Annotated in this window: 3 protein-coding genes and 1 pseudogene; 1 reads left to right on the top strand and 3 read right to left on the bottom strand. The window is 74.1% G+C overall.

Annotated elements, in window-relative coordinates:
• Positions 1-86: pseudogene (locus ABZ873_RS33350) on the top strand (cyclase); the annotation flags it as partial.
• 50 nt (positions 87-136) lie between these two features.
• Here ABZ873_RS33350 and ABZ873_RS33345 read toward each other — a convergent pair.
• From ABZ873_RS33345 to ABZ873_RS33335, 3 genes are all read right to left on the bottom strand, one after another.
• Positions 137-1,351, bottom strand: a complete 1,215-nt coding sequence (locus ABZ873_RS33345; RefSeq protein ID WP_360880350.1) for a cytochrome P450 — start codon at positions 1,349-1,351, stop codon at positions 137-139.
• Between the two features lie 143 nt (positions 1,352-1,494).
• Entirely contained in the window at positions 1,495-7,137 is a 5,643-nt protein-coding gene (locus tag ABZ873_RS33340) for a type I polyketide synthase (RefSeq protein WP_360880347.1), read from the bottom strand.
• 45 nt (positions 7,138-7,182) lie between these two features.
• The coding region (locus ABZ873_RS33335; RefSeq protein WP_360880344.1) for a KR domain-containing protein at positions 7,183-8,169 on the bottom strand (987 nt) is incomplete at its 5' end.

Raw genomic sequence — 8,169 nt, 5'->3', positions numbered from 1 at the left:
GCAAGACCAAGGTCATGCTGCAGCTGGACTACGACCCCGAGGGCTTCGCGGAGAACGTCGGCGACAAGCTCGGCTTCGTCAAGCGGCACCGGGACCAGAAGGTCCCGGGGGCCGACGCCGTACGGAGGGTGAGCCGTTACCAGGTGAGGGGCAGGGACTCCAGGCCGCGGACGATCGAGGCCGGCTTGAGCCGCAGCTCCGACTCCGGCACGCCGAGCGCGAGGTCCGGGAAGCGGGCCAGCAGGGCGGCCAGCGCCTCCTGCAGCTCGATACGGGCCAGCTGGGCACCCAGGCAGTGGTGGATGCCGGCGCCGAAGGCGAGGTGCGGGTTGGGCTGGCGGGACAGGTTCAGCCGCTCACCGTCCTCGAACAGCTCGGGGTCGCGGTTCCCGGTGGCCACGGCGGGCATCACCACGACACCGGCCGGCAGCGTCCTGCCGTCGCTCAGCTCGACCGGGGCGGTCGTGAGCCGGGGGATGATCCCGCCGGTCGTGGTCAGCGGTACGAAGCGCAGCAGCTCCTCCACGGCCTGCGGCACGGCCTCGGGGTTGGCCCGCAGCTTCGCGAGCTCGTCCGGGTTGTGCAGCAGGGTCAGGACGAACATGCCGATCTGGTTGGCGGTGGTCTCGTGACCGGCGCTGAGGATGCCGATGGAGAGGGCTACGATCTCGCGCGTGGTGAGCGTCTCGTCGTCCTCGCTGATGCGGATCAGGTCGCTCATCAGGTCGTCGGCGGGCTGCTCGCGCTTGGCCGCGACCAGCTCGGTGAAGTAGTTCACCAGCGACACCGTGGCGGCCTCCTTCTCGACGACCTGCTGCCAGTCACCGAGAAGGGCGTTGGACCAGGCGTGGAAGGTGTCCTGGTCCTCGGCGGGAACGCCGAGGAGCTCACAGATCACGCGCACCGGCAGCGGCAGTGCGAAGTTCTTGACCAGGTCGACCGGCTGCGGCCTGGTCTCCAGCTCGTCGAGGTACTCACCGACCAGCTGGGCGACGCGCGGGCGCATCAGCTCCATGCGGCGGGCCGTGAACGCCCTGGACACCAGCTTGCGCAGCCGGGTGTGCTCGGGGGCGTCCATGCCGACGAGGGACTCGTTCATCAGCTTGCCGGTCTCGGTCTCCGACATCGCGGCGGCCGCCGCGGCCATGACCTTGCTGCTGAACCGGGGGTCGACCAGGACCTTGCGGATGTCCGCGTGCTTGGTCACCAGCCAGCCGCCCATGCCGTCCGGGAACTTCACCTCCACCACGGAGTCGCCGTCGCGGATCTCCGCCAGCTCGGGAGGCAGATCGCCGATGAAGGACGGGTCCGGGAAGGGGAACGGGATGGGTTCGGCGGTCGATTCGCTCATGGAAGGAACTCCGGTTTCCTGTGGGTTCGGGCTGGAGCGGTTCAGAGACCGCGAAGGGCGAGGCGACGGGGCAGGGGAGGGCGGCGCCCTTTCGGAGGCTATGAGCCGCCGACCCCTAAAGTCCGCCCCTTACCTCGCCCGTATTACGCTTCGTGCGCGGACGACGACGTACCGTCCGTGGAGCTCGTGCTCCTGGCCATCGCGAGCAGCGCCGCCACGTCCATGGACTGGATCTCGGCACTGCGGTCGGAGGCGTCGCCCTGCCTGGTCCCGCCCCGCTCCCCGGTCAGTTCGAGCAGCGGGTCCAGCAGGCCCGTCTCGCGCAGCCGGGACAGGGGGACCGTCGCCAGGAGGCGGCGGATCTCCGTCTCCTCGTCGTCCTTCTCCCGCCCGGCCGCCGGGCCGCCGTCCGGGACCAGCTTCCCCAGCAGCAGCGGTACGAGCGCGTCCAGCGTCGGGTAGTCGAAGACGAGGCTCACCGGGAGGCGCAGGCCGGTCGCCGCGTTCAGCCGGTTGCGCAGTTCCACCGCGGTCAGCGAGGTGAAGCCGAGATCGCGGAACGGGCGGTCCGCCTCGATGCGGTCCGGGGAGCCGTGCCCGAGCACGGCCGCGATCCGCCCGCGGACCAGGGCGAGCAGGGTCTCCTGCCGCTCGACCGGCATCATCTCCGCCAGCCGGCGGCGCAGCTGGGCGCCCGCGTCCTGGGTCTCGGTGCCCGCCGTGCGGCGGGCCGAGGTGCGGAACAGGCCGCGCAGGACCGGCGGGAGCGTCCCGGCGGCGGCCTGGGCGCGCAGCGCGGCGCCGGCCAGGCGGGCCGGGAACAGCACCGGTTCGGCGGAGCGCCAGCCGAGGTCGAAGAGGGCCAGCCCCTCCTCGGTGGGCAGGGCCCGCACCCCGCGCATCGGGGTGCCGGCCGAGGCGGCCTCGGTGAGGCCGCCGCCCATGCCGCGCTCGGTCGCCCACAGGCCCCAGGCCAGCGAGGTGGCGGCGAGGCCGCGGGCCCGCCGGTGCCGGGCGAGGGAGTCCAGGAAGGTGTTGGCCGCCGCGTAGTTGCCCTGCCCGGTGCCGCCGAGGGTGCCCGCGATCGACGAGAACAGCACGAAGGCCGACAGGTCCACGTCCTCGGTCAGTTCGTGCAGATGGACCGCGGCGTCCACCTTGGCGCGGAAGACCCGGTCGATCATGCCCGGGTCGAGCGTGGCCAGCAGGCCGTTCTCGGCGGTTCCGGCACAGTGCACCACCGCGGTCAGCGGCTGATCGGCGGGGATCGCGGCGAGTACGGCCGCCAGCGCCTCGCGGTCCGCCGCGTCGCAGGCCGCCAGGGTCACGGTCGCGCCGTGCTTCTCCAGCTGCCGGACGAGCTCGGTGGCCCCCTCGGCCCGCGGGCCCCGGCGGCTGAGCAGCAGGAGGTTGCGTACGCCGTGCCGTTCGGCGAGGTGGGTGGCGACGAGGGCGCCCAGGCCGCCGGTCGCGCCGGTCACCAGTACGGTGCCCGCCGGGTCGAGCGCGTCGAGCGCGGTGCCGGGCAGCGGTTCCGTGCCGGTGTCCCCGGCCGTCCTCGTCCGGTCGAGCCGGGGGACCAGCGCGGTGCCGGAGCGCAGGGCGATCTCGGCCTCGCCCGTCGCGAGCGCGGCCGGCAGCACCTGCCAGGACTCGGGCAGCCCGTCGGTGTCCAGCAGCACGAACCGGCCGGGATTCTCCGACTGCACGGAGCGCACCAGCCCCCACAGCGGGGCGGAGGCCAGCCCGGCCGTCCGGTCCTGCGCCGCCGCACCCACCGCGTCCCGGGTGGCCACCACCAGCGTGACCGCGGCGAGCCGCTCGTCGAGGTCCTCCGCGACCCAGGCGCGGGCCGCGTCCAGGACCCGCTGGGCGCGTTCCCGGGTGGCCGTGAGGAGCCCGGCCCCGGAGGGCTCACCGGCCGTCAGGTCCAGCAGGACGAACCGGGGTACGGGCCCGCCCCCGGCCACCGACGCGGCCAGCGCGGCGACATCGGCGTACTCCTGGGGCGGGACGACCGGGCCCGTCCACGGCGTCCGGCCGGCCGGGGCCGTACCGAGCACGGCCCACGGAGCGGCGTCCGCCGCCGGAAGCGGCAGCGGGGTCCAGGCCAGGGACAGCAGCGAGGGATGCACGGCGGACCGGCCGGCGGCCGGTTCCGTGACGTCCACGGGCCTCAGCATCAGCGAACCGACCGTGATCACCGGCGCGCCCGTGCCGTCTGCCGCGTGCAGGGACACGGCGTTCTGCCCGGCGGGGGACAGGGTCACCCGGAGCGCGGTCGCGCCACCGGCGTGCAGGGACACCTCGTTCCAGGCGAAGGGACGCAGCGGCTGCCCGCCCGTGTCCAGCAGTTCGCCCAGGCCGACCGCGTGCAGCGCCGCGTCCAGCAGCGCCGGGTGCAGCAGGTAGTCGGAAGCCTGCTCGTGCAGCTCGCGGGGGAGCCGTACCTCCGCGAACACCTCCCGGCCGCGCGACCAGGCCGCGCGCAGGCCGTGGAAGGCGGGCCCGTAGGCGAAGGGGCTGTCCGGCGACTGCGCGTACAGCCCGTCGAGTCCGAGCGGCTCGGCACCGGCCGGAGGCCAGGCGCCCGGCTCCTCGTCCGGTACGGGGACGGCCGGGCACAGGACACCCGAGCCGTGCCGGGTCCAGCCGGCCGCCGCGATGTCGTCGTCGTCCGTACGGGCGAAGAAACCGATCTCGCGCCGGCCCGTCCCGTCGGGGGCGCCCACCGTGAGCTGGAGGTCGAGGGCGCCGCTCTCGGGGAGCAGGAGCGCGGCCTCCATGGTCAGTTCCTCGATCCCCGGGCACTCGACCAGATCACCCGCGACCACCGCCAGCTCGACGAAGGCCGTCCCGGGCAGCGGTACCGCACCCATGACGCGGTGGTCGGCCAGCCACGGATGGTCCCGCAGCGAGATGCGGCCGGTCAGGACGAGGCCGTCGGTCTCCGCGGGCTCGACGGAGGCGCCCAGCAGCGGGTGCCCGGGGTTCCCGAGACCCGCCGCCGTCACGTCGCCGGACCCGGAGGCGGCGAGGCGGAGCCAGTACCGCTGCCGCTGGAAGGCGTACGTGGGCAGGTCCACGCGGTGGGCGCCGGCACCGGCGAACGCCTCGGTCCAGTCGACGGGGGCGCCGGCGACGTACGCCTCGGCGAGCGAGTTCAGCAGGCGGCCGGTGCCGCCGTCCTCGCGCCGCAGCGAGCCGGACGAGTGGGCGGTGACCCCGGCGCTGTCGATGGCCTCCTGGACCGCCATGGTCAGCACGGGGTGCGGGCTGATCTCCAGCAGGGTCCGGTGCCCCTCGCCGAGCGTGGCGCGCACCGCTCCTTCGAAGGCGACCGTCTCGCGCATGTTGCGCAGCCAGTAGCGGGCGTCCAGCCCGGCGGTGTCCATCTGCTCGCCGGTCACCGTGGAGTGGAAGGCGACGGGCGAGGACTGCGGCTGGATGTCGGCGAGTTCCCGCAGGAGGTCTTCGTTGAGGGCGTCGACCTGCGCGGAGTGGGAGGCGTAATCCACGGCGATACGACGTGCCCGCACGCCGTCGGCCTCGCAGGAGGCGAGCAGTTCGTCCAGTGCCTCGGGCTCGCCCGAAACGACCACGGAGGCAGGCCCGTTGACGGCGGCCACACCGACCCGGCCGTCGAAGGATGCGATCCGCTCCTCCACGTCCGCGACCGGCAGGGACACCGACACCATGCCGCCCTTACCGGACAGCTTCTCCAGCACCAGGCGTGAGCGGACGGCGGCCACGCGGGCACCGTCCTCCAGCGACAGGCCCCCGGCGACGCACGCGGCGGCAACCTCCCCCTGCGAGTGGCCGATCACCGCGGCCGGCTCCACACCGAAGGAACGCCACACCGCCGCGAGGGAGACCATCACCGCCCACAGCACCGGCTGGACCACATCCACCCGGCCCCACAGCGGATCATCCGCGTCACGGAACACCACGTCCCGCAACGACCAGTCCACCAGCGGCGACAGCGCGCGCTCGCACGCCACCATCGACTCCGCGAACACGGGCGACGAGTCCCACAGCTCCCGGCCCATGCCGACCCACTGCGAACCCTGACCCGGGAACACGAACACCACACCACTGCCCGAGGCCCGGCCCGACACCACACCGGTGCCGTCCTCGCCCTCCGCGACCGCCCGCAGCCCGGCCAGCAGCGCTTCCCGGTCACCGCCCAGGACGACCGCCCGGTGCTCGAACGCCGCACGCGTCCCCGCCAGCGACAGCCCCACGTCCGCCGGGCTCTGCTCCGGGTGCTCCGCGAGGTGGTCCAGGAGCCGCCGGGCCTGGGCACGCAGCGCGGCCTCACCGCGGCCGGAGACCACCCACGGCGTGGACGGCAGCGCCGTCCCGGGGGCGGCCTCCCCCTCGGCGGTCTCCTCGGCGGGCTCCGGAGCCTGCTCCAGGATGACGTGGGCGTTGGTGCCGCTGACGCCGAAGGAGGAGACGGCGGCGCGCCGGGGGCGGCCCCGGTCCGGCCAGGCGCGGTTCTCGGTGAGCAGGCGCACCGCGCCCTTGGACCAGTCGACGTGCGGGGTCGGCTCCGACACGTGCAGGGTCCTGGGCATGACGCCGTGCCGCAGCGCCATGACCGTCTTGATCACACCGCTGACCCCGGCGGCGTACTGGGTGTGGCCGATGTTGGACTTGATGGAGCCGAGCCACAGCGGCTCGTCCGCGGGGCGGTCCTGGCCGTAGGTGGCCAGCAGGGCCCGCGCCTCGATCGGGTCGCCCAGCGTGGTGCCCGTACCGTGCGCCTCCACCATGTCCACCTCGGCGGTGGACAGTCCGGCGCCGTCCAGGGTCCGCAGGATGAGGCGGCGCTGCGCGGGGCCGCTGGGCGCGGTCAGGCCGTTGCTGGCGCCGTCCTGGTTGATCCCGGTCTCCCGCAGCACGGCCAGCACGCGGTTTCCGTCGCGCCGGGCCTCGGACAGCCGCTGCAGGACGACCACGCCGACGCCCTCGCCCCAGCCGGTGCCGTCGGCGTCCGAGGAGAACGCCTTGCACCGGCCGTTCGAGGCCAGTCCGCCCTGACGGGAGAACTCGGGGAAGGCTCCGGGGGTGGACAGCACGGAGACGCCGCCGGCCAGCGCCAGCGAGATCTCGCCCTTCCGCAGCGCCTGCACCGCCAGGTGCATGGACACCAGGGAGGAGGAGCAAGCCGTGTCGACGGTGACCGCGGGCCCCTCCAGCCCGAGCACGTAGGCGACCCGGCCGGACAGGACACTGCTGGAGGTACCGGTCAGCATGTAGCCCTCGGACGCCATCGACGAGGCGCCGAGCAGCCCGGCGAAGTCACCGCCGGTACCGCCGAAGAACACGCCGGTGGCGGTGCCGCGCAGGGTCCGGGGGTCCACCCCGGCGCGTTCCAGCGCCTCCCACGAGGTCTCCAGCAGCAGCCGCTGCTGGGGGTCCGTGGCGGTGGCCTCGACGGGGGAGATCCCGAAGAAGTCGGCGTCGAAGTCGCCGGCCCCGTGCAGGAACCCTCCCTCCAGGGTGGTCGAGGCACCCGACTCGCCGGCGTCGGTGCGGTAGAGCCGGTCCAGGTCCCAGCCGCGGTCCTCGGGGAAGCCCGAGACCGCGTCCGTTCCGCCGGACACCAGCTCCCACAGCGCCTCGGGGGTCTCCGCCCCGCCCGGGTAGCGGCAGGCCATGCCGACGATCGCGATCGGCTCGCGGGCCTTGTCCTCGACCTCGCGCAGCCGTTGCTGGAGTCCGCGCGCCTCGGCGACGGCCCGCTTGAGGTAGTCGCGGAACTTGTCCTCGTCGGACATGGTCAGTGCTCCTTGATGGTGTGTTCCCGGTCGGCCAGGGGTGGGTCAGAGCCCGAAGCCCTGGTCGATCGCGTCGAAGAGGTCGTCGGTGGAGGCGGTGTCGAGGTCGTCGAGGCCGTGGGCCGGAGCCGGCCCGTCGTCCCCGGCGCTCCACTTGGACAGCAGCCCGCGCAGCCTGCGCGTGACGCGGTCGCGGTCGCCGTCGTCCGCCGCGATCGCGGCGAGGGCGGCTTCCAGGGCGTCCACGCCGGACAGCGCCGCCTCCACGTCGGAGACCCCCGCGGGGGCGAGCTCCGCGAGCAGGAACCCGGCCAGTGCGTCGGGTGTCGGGTGCTCGAAGACGAGCGTGGCCGGCAGCCGCAGGCCGGTGGCCGTGGCCAGCCGGTTGCGGAACTCCACGGCGGTCAGCGAGTCGAAGCCGAGCTCGCTGAACGACCGGTCCGGCGCGACGGATTCCGCCGAGGCGTGGCCCAGTACGGTCGCCGCGTTCGAGCGGACGAGGTCCAGCAGCCGGCGGTGCCGCTCCGCGGCCGGCAGCGCGGCCAGCCGCGTCGCCAGCCCGGCACCGTCCTCGCCCGCCCGTACGACCCGGCGGGACGTGCTCCGCACCAGCCCGCGGAACAGGTGGGGCATCGCCTCCGGGTCCCCCTTGAGCGCCGACGGCGACAGCCGGGTGATCACCTGCAGCGGTACGTCGGCCGCGCAGGCCGCGTCGAACAGGGCGAGCCCCTCCGCGTCCTCCAGCGGACGCATGCCCGCACGGGACATCCGCTCCACCTCTTCGTTGTCGAGGTGGTGGGTCATGCCGGTGCGTTGGGCCCAGAAGCCCCAGGCGAGGGAGGTGGCGGGGTGTCCGTGGGCGCGGCGGTGGTGGGCGAGGGCGTCGAGGTAGGTGTTGGCGGCGGCGTAGTTGGCTTGTCCTGCGGTGCCGAGTTGGCCGGCGGCGGAGGAGTAGAGGACGAAGGTGGTGACGGGGTGGTGGAGGGTGTGGTGGTGGAGGTGGGTGGCTCCGTCGATCTTGGGTGTGAGGAC

This window comes from Streptomyces sp. NPDC047014, assembly GCF_040644195.1.
Classification (GTDB): domain Bacteria; phylum Actinomycetota; class Actinomycetes; order Streptomycetales; family Streptomycetaceae; genus Streptomyces.
This window is presented reverse-complemented; position numbering and strand designations above follow the sequence as displayed.

Bases quoted from the DNA above. Each gene is read 5' to 3' on its own strand.
- ABZ873_RS33345 (WP_360880350.1), bottom strand. From the start codon at position 1,351: ATGAGCGAATCGACCGCCGAACCCATCCCGTTCCCCTTCCCGGACCCG.
- ABZ873_RS33340 (WP_360880347.1), bottom strand. From the start codon at position 7,137: ATGTCCGACGAGGACAAGTTCCGCGACTACCTCAAGCGGGCCGTCGCC.